This window comes from Flavobacterium sp. GNP002, assembly GCF_054343795.1.
Map to the genome: position 1 here is coordinate 701,798 of NZ_JBTGUW010000001.1, position 18,635 is coordinate 720,432.

The window sequence follows — 18,635 nt, forward strand, 5'->3', positions numbered from 1 at the left end:
AAATTATTTCTTTGGAGTTGTAATCATAAAGTCTTTCAAATAATACGGTTCAAAATAAGCGACATCTACAGTGTCGCTTTTTTTGAATTTTTCAAAACTTATCGCACTCATTTCTTTAGCAGAAGGATATACAATTTCATCAAGGAAAATATAATTTTCTTTGGTCAAAACTGACTTGCACTTTTCTGCACAATCACCAACAAAATAAAGTGTTTCTTGCAAATTTTCAAATGAATTCTCTGTAATTATTTCGGCTAGAACTTCTCTTTTTCGTTCCAAATTTGGAGTAAAAACAGCACTATACACTTCCATTCTTCGGGCATCAATCATGGGAATGATTAATCCGTTTGAAATGGCTACCTGCGACGCCAAAGCTTGTAAAGTATCTACAGCAATTAATGGAATATCAAGTGCATAACACAGTCCTTTAGCCGCCGAAACGCCTATTCGCAATCCTGTGTAAGATCCTGGACCTTGACTCACTGCAATGGCAGATAAATCATTAAGCTTAATTCCCGCCTCTTTTATAATTTCCTCAATAAAAACATGAAGTCGTTCTGCATGAGAATATCCTTCTTCGGCAATTTCTTTGCATACAATTGTTTTACCGTTTTTTGCAAGAGCAACTGAACAGTTTTTCGTAGCGGTTTCTATGTTGAGAATGTATTCCAATTTTCAGATTTTATTTTAACTTGAAAATCACAATCATGAAATATATTTCATGATTGTGATTTTTAAAATATTAGTATACTCTATTATTTCTTATTTTCCGTTTTATCCTTATCCGTTTTTAACGTTACCTTATCTCCAGAATTTAAATCCTTTGAAACGGTAGTATAAGGCCCGGTTATCACTACGTCTCCTTTTTTAAGACCGGTTAAAACCTCAATATTTGTATCGTCCTGAATTCCGGTTTTGATAATTCTAATTTTAGCTTTATCACCTACTTTTACAAATACGCATTCAAATTTCTTATCACTTTTAGGTGCAGCTCCTTTTTGTTCTTCATTAGGATCTTCAACTTTAATTTCTTTTACAGCCGTCGTATCTGATTTTACTACAACTGAACTAATTGGCACTGACAATACATTCGTTTTTGTTTCTGTAATAATATCAACCGTTGCAGTCATTCCAGGTCTAAAAGGAGAATAGGTATCTGGTTTTCCTTCTAATAAATCTTGATACGATTCTTTCAGAATTCTTACTTTAACTTTAAAATTAGTTACTTGATCTGCTGTCAAAGCTGAACTAGCTGAATTAGAAATACTAGTTACAGTTCCTTTAAATTGTTTTTTTAGATAAGCATCAACTTCAACATTAGCATCATCACCTACTTTAATTTTCACAATATCATTTTCGTTGACATCCACTTCCACTTCCATGTTATTCAAGTTGGCTACTCTCAAAATCTCTGTTCCAGTCATTTGTTGTGTACCTAAAACGCGCTCACCTAATTCTACGTTTAACATAGAAATTGTTCCATCCGCTGGCGCATAGATTGTCGTACGTCCTAAATTGTCTTTGGCTTCGTTTACAGTTGCCGACGCACTTTGAACATTAAAATAAGCCGTTTGTTTAGCTGCTTTTGCCACTTCATAAGAGGCAACTGCTTTATCCCAATCTGACTTTGAAATAATTCCTTTTTCGAATAATGTTTTATTTCGGTCGTAACTTGACTTAGACTCTTTGAACGAAGCATCGGCCTGACTCAAATTTGCTCTTGTTCCTGATAAATTAGAAACTGAACGATTGTAACCTGAAGTATATAAATCTGGGTTTATTTTAACTAATAAATCCCCTTTCTTTACAACTTGTCCTTCTTTTACGTTTAAAGAAATAATCTCTCCTGATACCTCAGATGAAATTTTAACTTCAATTTCTGGTTGAATTTTCCCTGTAGCCGAAACCGTTTCAACAATAGTTACAGGATTGACTTGGGCGATTTCAACTTCAGTTCCCTTGTCCTTATTCCCGATAACTCCAGATTTTGAAAGTCCTATTAACGCAGCAATAAGTACTACTGCTCCACCTATTAGTATATAAATTGTTTTCTTTGACATGATAAATTAGTTTTTGATAAGTGGAATTCCAAAATAGAATTCTAATATTTTAATTTTAAAAATATAATCGTATTTTGTTCTAAGAACATCTGATTGTGCATTAGTAAGTAAGGTTTGTGATTGATTAAAATCAAAAGCATTCATCAAACCAACTGCATATTTCTCTTTGGCATAATCATACGCTCCTTGTCTTGATTCAAGTGCTACAACCGAAGATTCATAAGCATTCAAAGCACCTTTCGCATCTGCAAATGCAGTGAAAACATTTCTTTGTAAATCTAAATCTTGTTGCTCTACAGCGATTTTTGATCTTTCTAAACTTACTTTAGAACGCTCTACATTATTTTTAGCTGAAAATCCATTAAAGATAGGAATCGATAACTGAGCTCCAAAAGATTGTCCTTTATTATCCCCGAATTGATCAAAAAATGGCGCTGGACTTTTTGTACCAATTACATTTCCCATACTGTCAAAAGCAGGAACATCTGCATAAGAAACTCGACTATTAAAACTATAAAACCCTTGTAAAGTAGGTTGAAAAGCTCCTTTGGCAATTTCTAAATTTTTCTGTGAAATTTCTAAATTAGTTCTTGCAATTTTCAATTCAGTCCTTCCTTCTTTAGCTTTATCATAAATGGCTACCGGAGATTGTGCCATAATATTATTTTCATCTTTAATGTCTGTTTCATCAACAACATCAAAGTTTTCAAAGTCTTTTAGTTGTAATAATTGAGCCAAACTCAATTTTGAAATTAATAACGCATTGTCTGCAGCAATAACATTTTGATTGTTTGATGCTACAGTAGCTTTTATGTCCAATAAATCGCCACGCGGAATAGATCCTGCTTTCACTAACTCTTCTGAGCGCGCATATTGTTTTTCATTAATTCCCAATTGTTCTTTCTGCACTTTTAAGTTTTCTTTATTAAAAAGCACTTGTAAAAAAGCATTGGCAACATTCAAAGCTACATCTTCCTGCATTTTAAGCAATTGGTATTTAGCCGCCACAATCGAAAGATTGGCTTTACGCAATGTATTTTGGTTTTGTAAACCTTTGTAAATATCCACTCCCACATTTGCTCCAGCAGACGTAAACTGAGTCGTTTGATTACGCAAAAGCCCTGTTGTAATATCCTGATTCAAACCAATGTTCCAAGAATGAGAAGCACTGGCATTCAATGATGGAAGGAAGTTCCCAATCGCTCCTTTTTTATCAATGGCTGCCGTTTTAGTATCTAACTCGGATTGCTTGATTGAGATATTATTTTGTATGGCATATTTTACGCATTCTTCCAGAGTCCATTTTTTGGATTGTCCCTGAACGGACAAACCAAATAGCACAATAAAAACGAAACTGATACAACTATTTTTTTTCATATATTTTGAATGAAAGTGTAGCAAAGGTACTACACATATTTAACATTTTTTTAAAAACTAAAATTCTTTTTTGAATGTATTTTTAAGGTTTCATTTCTTCATTTTTTAGACCTTGATTCCATATTTTTATTTTATCTGACGCTTTAATTCCGCTTTTTATTTCAACATAAATTCCATCGCTAACGCCTAAAACTAAATCTTTTCTTGTAAATTTTTGCACTCCGGTTTCAACCTCGACGTATGGTTTTTGTGTTTTTTTATCAAATTGAATCAAGGATTCTTTTATTGCTAAAACCTTATCCGCTTTTTCTAAAATAATGGAAGCATTTGCACTTAAACCTGCTCTGATAAAAGTATCGTCTCTATTTGCCAAAGATGCTTTTATTTCGAATTGAATCGCTCCATTTTCTGTTTTACCTTTTGGGGCAATATATTGTAGAACGGCATCAAATTTTTTGTTTTCAATAGCACCAACAGTAATTTCGATGGGCAATTTTTCTTTTATTTTACCTACTTCTGACTCGTCAATTTTCCCGACGAATATCATACGGCCAACATCGGCAACACTGGCTATAGTTGTTCCCTCATTGAAATTATTGCTTTCAATTACTTGATTTCCTACTTTCACTGGAACATCCAGCACCATTCCATTTACTGTAGAACGAATCAAAGTATTGGCATAACTTCCCAGTCCGGAAGTTGTTCCAGTTTTCACAATATCATACCCTTGTCGAGATGCACTATAATTCTGTTTCGCTTGTTTATATGCTAATTGAGCCGCATCAAAATCATTAGCCGAAATAACACCTTTATCAAATAAGGTTTTTTGTCTCAAAAACACTTTCTCTTGATTGTCTAAAGCAATTTTAGATGTTTGCACCTGATTTTGAGAATTACTTAAATTAGATACATTGGCAACAACTTTAATTTTTGCTATTAAATCACCCGCTTTGATATTCTCACCTGCTTTGATGTAAACCGCTTCAATAATACCTGAAATATTAGGTTTGATAAGCACCTCTTCATCTGGAACAATATTACCGGTTGCAATGGTATTCTTCACAATCGTTTTTATTTCTGCCTTATCGGTTTCAAAAACAATTGGAGATTCCTGATTCTTGGCATACAAATAATACAAAGCACCAAAGAACACTAGCGCGATTGTAATTAAAATAGTTATGGTTAATCCTTTTTTCATTTTGCTTATTGTTTAATCGATTAAATATTTTTTTGATTGATACTTTTATTCAGTTCTTAATGCGTCTACTGGCTTTACATTTATGGCAGTTTGAGCCGGAATTAATCCTGCTAATAAACCCGAACCAATGAGTATAAGCAAAGCAATAAAAACAACTGTCAAATCTACACTTGGATTGGCGAACATCATTCCTTCACTTGGCATAGATGCTAAAACCATATTGATAACTGCTAATAATCCTGTAGCCAATGCAATTCCAAACATTCCTGCGACAATAGTCAGAAAGATAGCTTCTGATAATATTTGGGAACGAATCGCACCCGGAGTTGCGCCTAAAGCTCTTCGAATTCCTATTTCTTTGGTACGCTCTTTAACAACAATCAACATAATATTAGAAATCCCAATTACTCCGGAAAGCAATACCAATGTTCCTACAAAATAAGCAATGAATTTTAGAATAAGGAACAAGCCTTGTATCTTGCTAAACTCCTGAAACAAATCAAAATTACCAATCGCTCTGTCATCTTGAGGATGTATTGAATGTCTGGATTTCATGAAGTCTAAAATTTTAGGTTTCAACTCCGTAATTGAAGCATCATCATTAGCTGTAAGCGCCATCCATCCTACTGTATCACCATAATTAAACGCTTGTTGAAAGGTAGTAAATGGCATAAAAATATTTTTTTGAGCGGATTCAGCATCTCCATTATTTCTAGATTTTGAGTTATAAACACCCACTACCATAAAATTCACGCCATTAATCTTGATGTAAGTCCCAATAACTTCTTCTGCTTTCTCATACATTTCGTTTATTACGCCTTGACCAATAACTGCAACTTTACGCTTCAATAAAATATCTTGCTGATTCACAAAACGCCCTTTTATGATGTCCATTGATTCTTGCTTAATCAATTCCGGGTAATCTCCGTAAATCGTATAAGCTGCCGTTTTTGTTCCTCTGACCACATTATTTGCTCCTTCATAACCACCCAATTGATTTCTGGGCGAAACGTATAATAAATCCGGAAAATTCTCTTTCAAAGCATTAATATCAGCATTTTTAAAATTAAATTCTCTGGTTGTAGGCAATCCTTTGAACGGTTTTGAAGTAGTTTGTGACCACATAAACATAGTATTGGTCGCAATTCCATCAAACCCTTTTTTAACGCCATTTTCCAATCCATTTCCTGCAGCGAGTAATATTACCAAAATAAATATTCCCCAAAAAACACCAAACGCAGTAAGAATCGTCCTGAATGTATTAGCAGTTAAAGCCTCTAAAATCTCGTTCCATTTATCTCTATCAAACATAATTATTCGTCTCTAAGTGCTACAATGGGTTTAATTTTGGCAGCTCTGTATGCCGGAAAAAATCCAGCCAAAGCACCAGCAACAACTAATAATATCAAAGTGGTTAAAGCAATGCTAAAATCAACTTCGGGATTCAAAAAATAATCGCTTGATACTTGCGGACCAACTAACTCCAGCAATAATAAACTTGATAAAAGCCCAACAAATCCAGCTATTGTCGTAATAAAAATGGATTCATGCAAAATCATTCCGATGATAGAAACAGGAGAGGCGCCAAGTGCTTTTCTAATACCAATTTCTTTGGTTCTTTCTTTTACAATAATCAACATGATATTACTTACTCCAACTACTCCTGCGATTATGGTACAAATTCCAACCCACCAAAAAAACAATCGGATATATAGATTTAAATCATAAAACTGTTTTGCATTTTTTATAGAATTATTAATTCCTATAGCACTTTCATCATCTGGTGCAATTGTATTTTTACTTCTCAATAATTGTCCTAACTCTTCTGTGAATTTTGTTGATTGCGCTAAAGCTTCCTCGTAAGTATCTTTTTTAGGAAGTGTAAAATCAAGATTACTAATTTTATCCCCTACACCAAAAGCTTGTTGCGTCGTTGTCAACGGCAAATAAACTCTGGATTCCTCCCTTTCTCCAGCAGGATCAGTAAAAACTCCTATCACTTTAAATGTGATATTATTAATGACAATCTGTTCACCAATAGGATTTTTTTCTTTAAACAAATCCAACTTTACTTTTTGTCCAATAACCGTTACTTTTTCACTGTTTTTTAAATCATTTTCATTGATAAATCTTCCTTCAACTATGGTGGCATTTTCAACATTTATATAATCAGGATAAACCCCTATAAATCTATAATTTCCAGTTTCTTTACCATAAACCATAACTCCGTTCCAAAAAATATAATTGGCAGATTTTATGTTTAATTGATCTCCAAATTTCTGAATTGAAATAGCATAGTCACTATTTCTGAATTGAATTTGTCTCCCCGGATTTAATCCTTTAAACCCTTTTGTTGTAGTACCTGACCAAACAGAAATTAATCCATCAGCATCACGTTCAAACTGTTTTTCAATCCCATTTTGAAGTCCTTTACCCACGCCCAAAAGGATTACTAATATGAAAATTCCAGAAGCCACAGAAATTCCCGTGAGAAAAGTTCTCAGTTTGTTCTTGGCAATTGCCTCAAAAATTTCCTGCCAGCGCTCTACATTAAACATAAGCGGATGCTCTTACTTGTTCTACTAATTTATCATCGATGATTAAACCATCTTTTAAAACCACATTTCTTTTGCACATGGCAGCAATATCAGGCTCATGCGTTACAATCAAAATGGTTTTTCCCTCGTCATTAATCCCTTGTATCAACTCCATAACTTCATAAGATGTTTTGGTATCCAAAGCTCCTGTAGGCTCATCGGCCAATAATACTTTGGGATTTGAGGCCAATGCTCTTGCAATGGCAACACGTTGTTTTTGTCCACCGGAAAGTTCATTTGGTAAGTGATGTGAATGTGATGACAAACCTACTTTTTCCAAAAAATTCATTGCAATTTCATTGCGTTCTTTCCTTTTTATACCTTGATAATATAATGGCATCGCCACATTATCTAAAGCACTTTTATAATTTATTAAATTGAAAGATTGAAAAACAAAACCTAAAAACTTGTTGCGATATCTTGAAGCAATAGTTTCGTTGAGATTTTTAATAGGCACATTATCCAAAATGTAATTCCCAGAATCAGCTTCGTCAAGAATTCCAAGAATATTAAGCAGTGTAGATTTCCCTGAACCAGAAGAACCCATAATAGCTACCAATTCCCCTTCTTTAATGTTGAAATTAATTCCTTTTAATACATGTAATTCGGAATTTCCCATTTTATAGGACTTATGCAAATCTTTAATTTCAATCATAATTATGTTAATTTTAAAACAATATTAATTCTTCTCTAAAAGAAATTGTAATAAGAAAACGTTAATACCTTTATCAGGAATTTAATCATAAGACTTAATTGCTGTGAAAATGTTACACATTAATCCTAAAAAAGAATTGTTTTGCTAATTTTGCCTCATCAAACTAAAATAAAATGCATAGATATTTTTTAGCCCTTCTTACCTTTTTTTCTATCATATTGATAACAAGCTGTTCTACGACAAACAAAATAGCTACTCTAAAACCAGAACCAGATGATGCCACTCCTTTAGTATACGAAAACACTCCTTCCTTTATCAATTTACCCATCAGTGTAAAATTGAAGGATATCGAAAACCAAACAAATTCACTTCTGAATGGGCTGATTTATGAAGACAATAATATCGAAGATGATGATATTGAAATGAAGATTTGGAAATTAGCACCAATCACAATCAAAAATGACAACGCTGCCAATGGTCAAAAAATCAGAACGGTCTTACCCTTGAAAGCTATCGTAAAATATAGGATCGGAACAAAGAAAATGGGTGTCGAATTATACAACACTAAAGAATTTAATCTTGATGGCGTCGTAACTTTACTCAGCGATGTAGGTTTAACCAATTGGAAAATGAATACCAAAACGGAACTAAAATCATTGGATTGGAATGAAAGTCCTACGATGACCGTTTTTGGAAAAAATGTGCCCGTAACCTATCTTATCAATCCCGGAATAAAGCTTTTCAAGTCTAAAATAGAAAAGAAAATTGATGATGCTATTGCAAAATCAATGGATTTCAAGCCGAATGTTTTGGCAGCATTAGAAAAAATTTGCGTTCCTTTTCAAATGAGTGAGACTTATGAAAGTTGGCTTCGAATTGTTCCTATCGAAATTTATTCTACTAATGCCAAACTCAAAAACGACACTTTTGTATTGGAAATGGGAATGAAATGCAACATGGAAACATTAATAGGAAGGCAACCCGAATCTAAATTTAATGCCAGCAAAATTGTTTTAAAACCCGTATCTAAAATACCTCAGGAAATTACTGCAAACATTGTTGCTGTTTCTACCTATCTAGAAGCTTCAAAACTAATGACTAAGAATTTCGCCGGACAAGAATTTGGTTCAGGTTCCAAGAAAGTAAAAGTTCAAAATGTTGCTATTTGGCACAAAAACGGAAAAATGATAATTGCTTTAGATGTATTGGGATCTGTAAACGGAACCATCTATTTAGCCGGTTTTCCTCAATATAACGACAAAACCAAAGAAGTATTTTTCGACCAATTGGATTATGCTTTAGACACAAAAAATAAATTAATGCGAACTGCCAATTGGTTAGCGCAAGGACTAATTTTAAGAAAAATAGAGCAAAGCTGTCGCTACTCCATCAAACCAAATCTTGAAGAAGGCCAAAAAAGCATGATGACCTATTTAAAAAATTATTCTCCGATGCAAGGGGTTTTTGTAAACGGAAAAATGGAGGAAATTCAATTTCAAAAAATCCAATTGACAAATCAAGCTATTATTGCCTTTATAAAAGTAAAAGGAACCGTTAATGTTTCCGTAGATGGACTGAAGTAGAGTGGTCAGTTTGTAGTCATCAGTAAACCATCAAACACAATGTTTTAAGATTGATTTTTGAATCGCTATTGAAATTAATTTTTTAGGATTTTTTCTTTTTCATTCGATAGATAGCATACCCAATTCCTGCAACAAGCAGATATGGAATTACCATTAAATAAACGATTCCATCATTTACCGCTGCTGCTTTAGTTGTATTTCCTTCACTAGTCAATGCGGCGCGACACATGGCACATTGCGCATTTGCTGATAGCGAGGAAAGACTAAAAACCAGAAGAAAGGCATAAACGCAAAACTTCTCGATTCTACTCTTAGCTTTTAACTCTTTACTCTTAGATTTAGTATACATAATACGGTGAAATCATTAAATAAACAACTACTCCAGTTACGGCAACATACAACCAAATAGGAAAAGTAATTTTGGATATTTTTTTATGCTTGTCAAAATTTTCTGCCAATGCTCTAACATACGTTATTAAAACCATAGGAATAATGGCAATCGACAAAATAATATGAGTAATTAAAATTAGCAAATAAACTATTCTCAAAGATCCGACACTTAATTTTTCAGAATCTTCCAATAAATGGTTATGATTTAAGTCTCCGAATACAGCAGAATCAGAAGTCATATGATACGCTACATACATAACTAGAAAAGCAACAGACAAAGCAATAGCTGAAGTCATTAACCTTTCATGAAGTTTTCTTTTTCCATTTTTAATAGCAACAACTGCCGCGATTAAAATAATAGCTGTAATACCATTGGTAGTAGCATATATTGGTGGCAAAAATGAAAGTGGTTCTACATTATATCCAAAATCTTTTAATTTTACTCCAAAAAGTATGGCTACCACAACTGGTATTAAAATTGAAACTGCTATAATAAACTTATTAAACCTATGTTCTAACGTGTTATTTTCCATTATTATTCTTTTAATAAAATATTAATATCTTGCTGAATATTTCTTACTCCTTTTTTATCCAAACCATCATAATATAAAATTGGATTTCCAAAATCATCATTTCTACAACGGATATTTCCATTTTTATCAATCAATGCAAACAATCCTGAATGTTCGAAACCACCAGCAACTTTTTTATTCTCACCTGCATAAAGATTAAAACCTTTATTAGCTAAATTAAAAATATAGGCTTTATCTCCGGTTAAAAAATTCCAATTGGAGGATTTTACACCTAAAAGATCTGCATGGTCTTTTAATACTTGTGGCGTGTCATGAGCTGGATCTATAGTAATTGAGACAATTCCAAAATTAGGATTACCAAAAAAACTCTTTTCTAAAACCAACATACTTTCATTCATTTTTGGGCAAATCGTAGGACAGGTAGAAAAGAAAAATTCCAAAACATACACTTTACCCTTGTAGGTTTCATTAGTAATTTTCTTGTTGTCTTGATTTACTAATTCGAATTTAGGCGCAGGTCCTATTTTAATTAGTTGCCCTTCTTCTGCAGTTACTGGATTAACACTGTCAAGTCTATCCCCTTGAACCACTTTATCGTTTTTAATTCTTTCAACTATTTTTGGAACTGCATAAATCCCAAAAATCAAAATAATAAAAGAGATTCCTATGTATGATTTATTTTTGAACATATAATATTAAATTTTTCTAGTAGCGTTGTTGTTCTTTTTAAGAGCTGCTCGATATTCATAAAGTATAACTTTAAAATCATCCAGCATTTCATTACTCAACTCTGCTGGGTGAAATGTATTGTAACCTTCTTTAGTGTTTTTTACTAGTTTTCGACCGCGAAGATTTCGTTTTTTATCAATAATGTAGACTTTTGGCGTACCAGAATTCTCATCTAATTTTTCAACCAATTTCAATTGATCATAATAAGTGGCAATCTCTTCTGTTGATGCAAATACAAAGCGCCATTGAGCAACATCAGTAAAAGCACCCAAAGCATCTACCACTTTTTTAGCATCTTTTTCAGTTCCAGTTGGACAAATCATCACAAACTGAACATCTTTGAACTCATGATACCTTTGATAAATTTTTTGATTTAAATTGAAAAGATTTCCTCTGTTTATTAAAAGCTCAGTGCCCATAAAACCGAGAATCGTTACTTTGCCATTCAAACTAACTTTTTGGCCGTCTAAAGATTGCCAATTACCTAAATCAGCAGTATTAGGAGTTATTGTAGGTAATTTAGTAAAGCCATTCACACCTGAAGCAAAAAAAAGGTAGGCAACTATAGGTAAAATAAAAAGAACGAAAAGGACAATATTTTTTTTCATTGTAGTGATACTTATTAAAGTACAAAAATAAAAAAAGGTACGCAATGCGTACCCTCTTTTTGAATTAATATCTTGTTAAAAATTCCATTTAATAGTAGAATTTTTAAAAACCTCATAAATATAATCCCCTTCTGTCAAAAGAATGAAGAGTAAATATAATATCAGAAAAATTACTGGAAAAACAACTGCACTTCTTAAAGAACTTTTTTCACCTTCCATGTGCATAAATGCATATACAATGTAATAGGCTTTAAAAATAGTAAGAGCATAGAATATCCAATTAAGTAAGTTCATACTTAAAAAATCATTCATGAAAAGGAAATCTGGTTTCAATATACCCAAATAAACTTCAACAATAGTAACGGCAGATAATATTCCGAAAACTTTCCAGATTCTACCTATATTAGATACGTGTTCGTGTGACATGATAATTACTTTTTGAAAATTAAACTAGATAGAAAACTGTAAATACAAATACCCATACTAAATCGACAAAGTGCCAATATAGACCCACTTTTTCTACCATTTCATAACTTTTTCTTTTCTCATAAGTTCCAATTAACACATTGAAAAATATGATAATATTAATGATTACTCCAGAAAAAACGTGGAATCCGTGGAAACCAGTGATAAAGAAAAAGAAGTCAGCAAATAATTTACTTCCGTATTCGTTTCTTACCAAGTTTGCGCCTTCAACAACATAATGTGCTTGACTCAATCTTGCTTCAGACTCTTCTCTCGAAAGGATTGTTTTCTTCTTGTCTTTGGTTATAACCTCAGTTCTGATCAAAAGCTCAGGATGTGCTTTGAAACCCGCTTGAACTTCGGCAACAGAATAAGAAGGCAAAGTTGGTTCATCCATAAACCATTTTCCTTTACTTCTAGTCAACTGTTCTCTTTCTTCAGGTAAAACAGCTGCAAACTCAGCTAAAGCAACACGATTACCGTCTTTATCCACAAACTGAAGTAAACTTCCTCCTTTTGTTTCGATAGCTCCGTATTCCCCTTTGATGAAATTTTTCCATTCCCATGCTTGAGATCCTACGAAAATCAAACCACCGATAATGGTTAAGAACATGTAAAGAACTACTTTGTTCTTTTTCATTTGATGACCTGCATCAACAGCCAAAACCATTGTTACAGATGAAAAAATCAAAATAAAAGTCATTAATGCCACATAATACATCGGAGCAGAAACGCCGTGCATAAATGGGAAGTGAGTAAACACTTCATCGGCCAATGGCCAAGTTTCAATAAATTTAAATCGAGAAAAACCATACGCCGCTAGAAATCCAGAGAACGTTAAAGCATCTGATACGATAAAAAACCACATCATTAATTTGCCATAACTTGCTCCCATTGGCTCATTGCCGCCTCCCCAAGTTTTTTCTTCACTATTTGCAGTAGTAACTGTCGCTTCCATAAAAGATATTCGTTAAAAAGTTCCCAAATTTACGTTTTTTTCTTATTTAAAGAAATATAAAAACAAAAACAAATAAACCCATAATAAGTCAAGAAAGTGCCAGTACATTGCACCTAGTTCAATTCCAAGGGTTTGAGATGAATTGTATTTTTGTTTAAAATGATTATAAATTATAATTAGAAGTGAAATCACGCCACCAGCAAGGTGAATCAAGTGCACAACCGTAACAACGTATAAAAAAGTAGTGGTTATTGAGCTTCCACTTCCGGTGAAATAATACCCATTATCCACTATTTGTCCAAATCCTACGAACTGTAAAATTACAAACAATATTCCTAGAACTAATGTCGTCAAAAGAAAAATTGTCGTTTTACTTTGATTGTTTTTCTGAATTGCTTTTTTAGCCAAATGAAAAGCAACACTACAACCTATTATAGCTGCTGTACTATAATAAAATGCTATTGGTAATTGAAAATCCTTTAACCAGTCAGCTCTTGACTTACTCACTACAAAAGCACTGGTAAGACCAGCAAACATCATAGTCATACTTACCATTGCAAACAACAAAATCAACTTATATGATCTGGCTGTTCTGGATTTTTGTTCCTCAGTTGTCATTATCATCTCCATAACTATCTTAAAAATTTATCAAATATATAAACCAATTGTAACAATGTAATATAAGAAACGCTAACTAGCATTAAAGTTCTGGCCGCTTTTGCAGTTCTTAATTTATATAATCGAACAGCATAAAAAAGCATCCATAATCCCAGTAAAAATACAATAATCGCAGCAATTGGCGTCATGTATAATCGTCCTGTATAACCCAAAACTGGTAAAAGTGACGCCAAAATCAACCAAACTGTATATAGAATAATCTGCAATGCAGTTCCTTTGTCTTTTTTACCTGTAGGCAACATAAAGAAACCGGCTTTCTCATAATCTTCATACAAAAACCACCCAATCGCCCAAAAATGGGGAAATTGCCAAAAAAACTGAATTAAAAACAAAGTTCCCGCTTCTATTCCAAATTCTCCTGTTGCCGCAACCCAACCCAACATAAAAGGAATTGCTCCAGGGAAAGCTCCCACAAAAACAGACAATGAAGTCATCGTTTTCAAAGGAGTATAAACGCTTGTATATAAAAATATTGAAATGGCGCCAAACATAGCGGTTTTTGGATTGATCGTATAAAGCATCGCAATCCCTACAATCGTTAAAAAACTCGCAATAATCAAAGCCGTAACCTGAGACATTCTGCCAGCTGGAACGGGACGATTTTTCGTTCTATCCATCAAAGCATCTAAATCTTTTTCAATAACTTGATTAAAAGCATTTGATGCTCCTACCATACAATAGCCACCAACTGCCAATTTTAGTAAAACCATCCAATCCAATGAATGCAAATCATAAATCCCAAGCATAAATCCCGCGATAGACGAAAACACAACACTAATAGCTAAACGCGCCTTAGTGATCTCTCGGAAATCAATATAAATGGATTTTAATGAAAATGTATTTTGTGTTGCGTCCAATACTAGAGTTTGTTTGTTTTGAAAAACTTTTGCAAAAGTAGTGTATCAAAAGGGATTTGACAAAAAACAATTCACAAAAGATTAATAATCAAAATACCAATTAAAAATATCAGCTCTCAATCCTAAAGTAAACCAATTAGTGCTTTCGGTAAAAGTGGTCACAGTGTTTTTTGCAGGATCAAAACTTCTGTAAATATAACATCCAAAAAGCTTCAGGTTCGTAGCTGGATTCACCAAATAACCACCTTGAAAATCAGCTATAAAAACAGCCGTTTTATTTCCCTGGCCTACTTTTACACCACTATCAAAAGCCCTATTTTCATCGTAATCTTTATAGATATTCCCACCGTAATTAAAACTGTCTTCGGCTGTATCAAAATCCAGTCCTCGTGTTCCCACAGTAACTTTTGCATCAGCAAAAAGCCTTCCTTTATGATAACGAGCAATGGCAATAAATTCCTTGAAATTTCCGCCCCATTGATGCCCAATACTCTGATTGTTATGCGCATAATTTGTAATTGGCATACTATGAGAATACACATACGGACGCACATGATTGTATTCTAATTGCAACAATAAATTATCTACTTCGAAAGCATTGTAGTACTTAATACCTAACTGATAACCGTACTTATTTTTCCAACTATTGTCTCTCTCCTTGATGTCTCCAAGAGAAAATTCATCCAGAATAAACTGTCCGTAAAAATTGATTTGATTACTCCATTTGTACTTAAAAGTCAATCCTAAAACTGCATTTCCACTTCTTGCCGAAGATGCAAATTCAACTGAACGATAAAATATGATTGGATTCACAAAATTCACATCAAATCCTCTGTCATTCGTGTTAGTCCAAATTACCGATTCGAAAAAACCAAGATTTAATTTATTTGAAACATTCCAACTCAAATAATGATTTGCCATAAATTTTGTGGCATACGTTCTTTCTAATGTCACCTCAGGACGAACATCCTTGAGCCACATATATGTATTCGTATATTTTATTTTCCAAAAATTAGTGTTCAATTTGAAATAAGGATACGGACTGGCACCATCACTTTCTAACAAAGAGCGGTATCCATCACCAATAAAATTTCTGCCGTAACCCAATTGCAAATCATAATATTTACTGGGCGCAAAAGTCAAATTGGCTTCAGCCAAAGGAAAATCATACGCATCTGTTTTGAAGTCTTTTGCAATTCCTATCCCCGGAATAATCGCAGGATTTCCTCCAGCGGGCTTAATAGATTCTGCATAACGATTTAAGTAATCTGCAAAACGTCCTTGGCTCTCAAAAACCGTGGTAGAAAAGTTAAGCTGCTTGCCCAAACCTCCTCTAAAATTGAGTCCTCGTGTATTTACATAACTGTAAGACGCCTCACTTTTTGAAGCTTTACCAACTTGTAAATCAAGTATAGGATTTAATGTAAACCAATACCCATCGCCCTGGATTTCTACAGTACTCTCATTCCATAATTTTCTTGCCCACCAACTAGAAGCTTTCTTTTTTATCTTTTCATTAACTGCTTTCAAGTCGTAATATTTTGAAACCTCAGCATACGTATATGGTTTTGAAGCGGTGTGATTATTACTTCCCACTTGATTTAAGGCCCCATCAAACTGAGCGTAATAACTATGCGAAAAAGGAACATTCAAATGACTTTCAAACTCAGAATTAGTGAATTTTTTATAAACAATACTATCTAATTCCGTAAGTTTCGGTTTATTATTTGAAACGATTTCGGCTTTCGCCAAAGCTTCAGCCTCAATTTCATCCCTACTTTTTAAAGGTATGGCAATAGTTATGGTAAACTTAGAATAGGTAGGTTTTCCGTTATAGGTTGACGGTTCTATTTTTGGAAATGTACCAAAAACCCTTTTTGTTTCTTTTATCAATGCTTCATCAACAGCATCAACATAAATCACTTTAAAAACACCATTACTGTCCACTTCAAAAAGGACTTTTACATTCCCTTGAAAATTATTTTGTTTTAAATTATCCGGAACTTGAAAATTTTGAAAAACAAAATCCTGAACTTGATTGTAAAAACAGCTTTCTAAAACTTTAGATTGTAGATTTACACAATCCGGAAAAACAGGAAATCGCTCCGCCGATTTGCCTGATTGTACTGAAGCAGTATTTAAATCTTGAGAATATGTAAAAAAGGAGTACGAAAATAAAAATAAAGCCAACAACCCTTTTTTCATGTTTATATTTTTTGTGAATTTAATATTCATTATGTGAATTTTGTCCGTTAGCAATACTTTTTGCGCCTGATGTACCTATTCTTTTCACTCCTAATTGAATCATCTTAACCGCTTCCTCATAGGTCCTTACACCTCCTGCAGCTTTCACGGGAAGGGGCGATGCATTTTCAAGCATCATCAGTATTGAAGGAATAGTGGCGCCGTTTGGTAAATTATTTTCTGTTTTATAAAAACCCGTCGAGGACTTCACAAAAACTGATGCAAAGAGCTCTTGTTTGAAATTAGAAACTATTATATTTTTTATCAAACTTGACAACTGGATAATCTCCTTATCACTTAAAGCCGCCACTTCAATAATCCACTTTACAACCTTATTATTATCTAAACCCAATTGGGTACATTTCAAAACTTCTTCTTTTACCAAGGCTAAATCTCCTCTTTTGAATGCTTCATAATTACATACAAAATCTAAATCATCAGTACCATCCTGTATAGCTTGAAGAGCTTCGATAAGTTTATTTTCTAACGAAGATTTACCTTCAGGAAAATCAATTACAGTTCCTATTGATACAACTGAATTTGCCTCAACAATCATTTTTTTTGCCAATGAAACCATATTAGGACGAATCATAATAAGCTTAAAATGTTCCTCAATTGCTTCTTGGACAAATCCTTTGACTACCAAAGTATTTTCTTTTTCGCTGAGTCCCGCTTCTTCTGCCGTTTTTAAATAGGTAGAATCTAAATATTGCTTGATATTCATGCGCTTTGATTTCTTAATTAGAGTCGATTATTACGCACAAAAATACATTTTATATAAACATAAGTTTACTATAAAATTTTACTTTTTTGCATTTTTAACGCTAGAACTGAAGTTTTTACATGCTTTTAAAAAAAAGATGAACCATACTAAATAAACATTCGTGTTTTTGAATGCCATAAAATAAAAAGTCCCACCAAAGTGGGACTCTATAATAAATTGAATTTTATCTAAACTTTGTTTTTAAATCCAATAAAATGACAACAGCTACTCCTAAAATTGCACCAGATAAATTTGCTAAAACATCAAATACATCTGCATGCCTTGTGGTTGTAAATAATTCTTGCGCAATTTCAATACCTATTCCAAAAAAAACAGAAAACAGAAAAGAAATTATTATGGGTTTTAAACTGTTTAATGCATTTGTATATTTTTGAAGAAATAAAAAACAAAGCACTGTTAAAACAAAATGAAAAAAAACATGCACTAATTTATCCAGATTTGAAACCTCTCCCAGTGGAACATTATTCAGTTGAACCAAACAAAAAAAAGCAATAACTCCAGCCCATAATAAAGCGGCCAAAAAATATATTTGTTTAGGCACCAATAAGTTCTTTGTAAGAATCACTAGATAACAAATCATCTACTTCTGCCATATTTGCAATTTTTATTTTGATCATCCATCCAGCTCCATAAGGGTCTGAATTAACACTTTCAGGAGTACTTTCAAGAGCGTCATTGAAAGCAATAATTTCACCTGTCAATGGAAGGAACAAATCAGAAACGGTTTTAACTGCTTCTACCGTACCAAAAACCTCATCTTTGTCTAAAGTCTGGTCTAAAGTTTCAACTTCAACATAAACGATATCTCCTAATTCTTTTTGTGCGAAATCAGTGATTCCTACAGTTGCAGTATCGCCATCAATACTAACCCATTCGTGATCTTTAGTGTACTTTAAATTTACTGGTATGTTCATATAAA

The 18,635-nt window shown here is 33.2% G+C and carries 20 protein-coding genes; 1 reads left to right on the forward strand and 19 read right to left on the reverse strand.

The genetic code is table 11. The annotated features are described in order from the left end of the window. Window positions 1-3: 3 nt before the first annotated feature. The 7 genes from tsaB to ACXX80_RS03250 form a co-directional block, all read right to left on the reverse strand. Window positions 4-672, reverse strand: a complete 669-nt coding sequence (gene tsaB, locus ACXX80_RS03220; protein WP_458551971.1) for a tRNA (adenosine(37)-N6)-threonylcarbamoyltransferase complex dimerization subunit type 1 TsaB — start codon at window positions 670-672, stop codon at window positions 4-6. An 83-nt stretch (window positions 673-755) separates the two neighbouring features. Beyond that, the gene (locus ACXX80_RS03225) at window positions 756-2,060 is read right to left on the reverse strand and encodes an efflux RND transporter periplasmic adaptor subunit (protein ID WP_458551973.1); all 1,305 of its coding nucleotides are present in this window, start codon (window positions 2,058-2,060) and stop codon (window positions 756-758) included. A 6-nt stretch (window positions 2,061-2,066) separates the two neighbouring features. After that, the gene (locus ACXX80_RS03230) at window positions 2,067-3,437 is read right to left on the reverse strand and encodes a TolC family protein (protein WP_458551974.1); all 1,371 of its coding nucleotides are present in this window, start codon (window positions 3,435-3,437) and stop codon (window positions 2,067-2,069) included. Window positions 3,438-3,519: 82 nt separating this feature from the next. Beyond that, window positions 3,520-4,635 carry an efflux RND transporter periplasmic adaptor subunit gene (locus ACXX80_RS03235; RefSeq protein ID WP_417990512.1) on the reverse strand — a complete coding sequence of 372 codons (1,116 nt, stop codon included), beginning with the start codon at window positions 4,633-4,635 and terminating at the stop codon, window positions 3,520-3,522. A 45-nt stretch (window positions 4,636-4,680) separates the two neighbouring features. Continuing rightward, complete coding sequence (locus ACXX80_RS03240; protein WP_315206382.1) at window positions 4,681-5,946, reverse strand: ABC transporter permease; 1,266 nt, start codon at window positions 5,944-5,946, stop codon at window positions 4,681-4,683. A 2-nt stretch (window positions 5,947-5,948) separates the two neighbouring features. Next, the gene (locus ACXX80_RS03245; RefSeq protein ID WP_417950615.1) at window positions 5,949-7,193 is read right to left on the reverse strand and encodes an ABC transporter permease; all 1,245 of its coding nucleotides are present in this window, start codon (window positions 7,191-7,193) and stop codon (window positions 5,949-5,951) included. Continuing rightward, window positions 7,186-7,887: an ABC transporter ATP-binding protein gene (locus ACXX80_RS03250; RefSeq protein WP_315162943.1), complete on the reverse strand. Its 702-nt coding sequence runs from the start codon at window positions 7,885-7,887 to the stop codon at window positions 7,186-7,188. Before ACXX80_RS03250 ends, ACXX80_RS03245 begins: the two co-directional genes overlap by 8 nt. A gap of 173 nt (window positions 7,888-8,060) precedes the next feature. Here ACXX80_RS03250 and ACXX80_RS03255 point away from each other — a divergent pair, with 173 nt between their 5' ends. Next, complete coding sequence (locus ACXX80_RS03255; RefSeq protein ID WP_458551977.1) at window positions 8,061-9,470, forward strand: DUF4403 family protein; 1,410 nt, start codon at window positions 8,061-8,063, stop codon at window positions 9,468-9,470. Between the two features lie 82 nt (window positions 9,471-9,552). Here ACXX80_RS03255 and ACXX80_RS03260 read toward each other — a convergent pair whose 3' ends face one another. The 12 genes from ACXX80_RS03260 to gcvH all read right to left on the reverse strand — a co-directional run bounded on the left by ACXX80_RS03260 (window position 9,553) and on the right by gcvH (window position 18,630). Further along, window positions 9,553-9,819, reverse strand: a complete 267-nt coding sequence (locus ACXX80_RS03260; protein ID WP_315206369.1) for a CAMCR motif-containing small membrane protein — start codon at window positions 9,817-9,819, stop codon at window positions 9,553-9,555. Beyond that, window positions 9,809-10,393, reverse strand: a complete 585-nt coding sequence (locus ACXX80_RS03265; protein WP_458551979.1) for a DUF420 domain-containing protein — start codon at window positions 10,391-10,393, stop codon at window positions 9,809-9,811. Before ACXX80_RS03265 ends, ACXX80_RS03260 begins: the two co-directional genes overlap by 11 nt. Window positions 10,394-10,395: 2 nt before the next feature. Continuing rightward, entirely contained in the window at window positions 10,396-11,082 is a 687-nt protein-coding gene (locus ACXX80_RS03270; protein WP_458551980.1) for an SCO family protein, read from the reverse strand. 6 nt (window positions 11,083-11,088) lie between these two features. Then, the gene (locus tag ACXX80_RS03275; protein WP_458551981.1) at window positions 11,089-11,730 is read right to left on the reverse strand and encodes a hypothetical protein; all 642 of its coding nucleotides are present in this window, start codon (window positions 11,728-11,730) and stop codon (window positions 11,089-11,091) included. A 75-nt stretch (window positions 11,731-11,805) separates the two neighbouring features. Next, entirely contained in the window at window positions 11,806-12,156 is a 351-nt protein-coding gene (locus ACXX80_RS03280; protein ID WP_099714321.1) for a cytochrome C oxidase subunit IV family protein, read from the reverse strand. Between the two features lie 19 nt (window positions 12,157-12,175). Then, window positions 12,176-13,153, reverse strand: a complete 978-nt coding sequence (locus ACXX80_RS03285; RefSeq protein WP_315206358.1) for a cytochrome c oxidase subunit 3 — start codon at window positions 13,151-13,153, stop codon at window positions 12,176-12,178. 42 nt (window positions 13,154-13,195) lie between these two features. Beyond that, window positions 13,196-13,783, reverse strand: a complete 588-nt coding sequence (locus tag ACXX80_RS03290) for a cytochrome c oxidase subunit 3 (RefSeq protein WP_099714319.1) — start codon at window positions 13,781-13,783, stop codon at window positions 13,196-13,198. Between the two features lie 2 nt (window positions 13,784-13,785). After that, entirely contained in the window at window positions 13,786-14,688 is a 903-nt protein-coding gene (cyoE, locus tag ACXX80_RS03295; protein ID WP_458551983.1) for a heme o synthase, read from the reverse strand. Between the two features lie 81 nt (window positions 14,689-14,769). After that, window positions 14,770-16,893 carry a gliding motility outer membrane protein RemB gene (gene remB, locus ACXX80_RS03300; protein ID WP_458551984.1) on the reverse strand — a complete coding sequence of 708 codons (2,124 nt, stop codon included), beginning with the start codon at window positions 16,891-16,893 and terminating at the stop codon, window positions 14,770-14,772. A gap of 19 nt (window positions 16,894-16,912) precedes the next feature. After that, a complete protein-coding gene (deoC, locus tag ACXX80_RS03305; protein ID WP_458551986.1) occupies window positions 16,913-17,656 on the reverse strand; it encodes a deoxyribose-phosphate aldolase in 744 nt (247 codons plus the stop codon). A 223-nt stretch (window positions 17,657-17,879) separates the two neighbouring features. Then, a complete protein-coding gene (locus ACXX80_RS03310) occupies window positions 17,880-18,236 on the reverse strand; it encodes a VanZ family protein (RefSeq protein ID WP_458551987.1) in 357 nt (118 codons plus the stop codon). Between the two features lie 13 nt (window positions 18,237-18,249). Beyond that, window positions 18,250-18,630, reverse strand: coding sequence for a glycine cleavage system protein GcvH (gcvH, locus tag ACXX80_RS03315; RefSeq protein WP_099714316.1), 381 nt, complete (start codon window positions 18,628-18,630; stop codon window positions 18,250-18,252). Window positions 18,631-18,635 lie beyond the last annotated feature (5 nt).

Bases quoted from the DNA above. Each gene is read 5' to 3' on its own strand.
- ACXX80_RS03225 (WP_458551973.1), bottom strand. From the start codon at position 2,060: ATGTCAAAGAAAACAATTTATATACTAATAGGTGGAGCAGTAGTACTT.
- ACXX80_RS03230 (WP_458551974.1), bottom strand. From the start codon at position 3,437: ATGAAAAAAAATAGTTGTATCAGTTTCGTTTTTATTGTGCTATTTGGT.
- ACXX80_RS03235 (WP_417990512.1), bottom strand. From the start codon at position 4,635: ATGAAAAAAGGATTAACCATAACTATTTTAATTACAATCGCGCTAGTG.
- ACXX80_RS03240 (WP_315206382.1), bottom strand. From the start codon at position 5,946: ATGTTTGATAGAGATAAATGGAACGAGATTTTAGAGGCTTTAACTGCT.
- ACXX80_RS03245 (WP_417950615.1), bottom strand. From the start codon at position 7,193: ATGTTTAATGTAGAGCGCTGGCAGGAAATTTTTGAGGCAATTGCCAAG.
- ACXX80_RS03250 (WP_315162943.1), bottom strand. From the start codon at position 7,887: ATGATTGAAATTAAAGATTTGCATAAGTCCTATAAAATGGGAAATTCC.
- ACXX80_RS03255 (WP_458551977.1), top strand. From the start codon at position 8,061: ATGCATAGATATTTTTTAGCCCTTCTTACCTTTTTTTCTATCATATTG.
- ACXX80_RS03260 (WP_315206369.1), bottom strand. From the start codon at position 9,819: ATGTATACTAAATCTAAGAGTAAAGAGTTAAAAGCTAAGAGTAGAATC.
- ACXX80_RS03265 (WP_458551979.1), bottom strand. From the start codon at position 10,393: ATGGAAAATAACACGTTAGAACATAGGTTTAATAAGTTTATTATAGCA.
- ACXX80_RS03270 (WP_458551980.1), bottom strand. From the start codon at position 11,082: ATGTTCAAAAATAAATCATACATAGGAATCTCTTTTATTATTTTGATT.
- ACXX80_RS03275 (WP_458551981.1), bottom strand. From the start codon at position 11,730: ATGAAAAAAAATATTGTCCTTTTCGTTCTTTTTATTTTACCTATAGTT.
- ACXX80_RS03280 (WP_099714321.1), bottom strand. From the start codon at position 12,156: ATGTCACACGAACACGTATCTAATATAGGTAGAATCTGGAAAGTTTTC.
- ACXX80_RS03285 (WP_315206358.1), bottom strand. From the start codon at position 13,153: ATGGAAGCGACAGTTACTACTGCAAATAGTGAAGAAAAAACTTGGGGA.
- ACXX80_RS03290 (WP_099714319.1), bottom strand. From the start codon at position 13,783: ATGGAGATGATAATGACAACTGAGGAACAAAAATCCAGAACAGCCAGA.
- remB (WP_458551984.1), bottom strand. From the start codon at position 16,893: ATGAAAAAAGGGTTGTTGGCTTTATTTTTATTTTCGTACTCCTTTTTT.
- deoC (WP_458551986.1), bottom strand. From the start codon at position 17,656: ATGAATATCAAGCAATATTTAGATTCTACCTATTTAAAAACGGCAGAA.
- gcvH (WP_099714316.1), bottom strand. From the start codon at position 18,630: ATGAACATACCAGTAAATTTAAAGTACACTAAAGATCACGAATGGGTT.